The organism is Pollutimonas rozaliensis (assembly GCF_048751585.1).
Lineage (GTDB): Bacteria > Pseudomonadota > Gammaproteobacteria > Burkholderiales > Burkholderiaceae_B.
Genome location: NZ_JAZHOB010000108.1, coordinates 1 through 273 on the forward strand (window position 1 = coordinate 1; position 273 = coordinate 273).

General features: G+C 51.3%; 1 protein-coding gene. It reads left to right on the plus strand.

The genetic code is table 11. The features are described 5' to 3' along the window. Nucleotides 1–7: 7 nt before the first annotated feature. Nucleotides 8–273: amino acid kinase family protein (locus V0R37_RS22175; protein WP_489685818.1), on the plus strand; the 266-nt coding region annotated here is incomplete at its 3' end.

Genomic DNA, 273 nt, shown 5'->3' on the forward strand with positions numbered 1-273 from the left:
CCACAGTTTGTTTTTTCATACTGTGGTGGTGGCACTCGGAGGCAATGCACTCCTTCGCCGGGGTGAGCCTTTAGAAGCTGACATTCAACGCGCCAATATTGCCAAAGCAGCAAAAACCATTGCAGCGATTGGCGAACAATACAACGTGGTGCTCGTGCACGGTAATGGTCCACAGGTTGGCCTACTCGCCTTACAGGGGCTGGAGTATAAATCCGTCACGCCATATCCACTTGACGTTCTCGGTTCAGAAACCCAAGGCATGATTGGCTACAT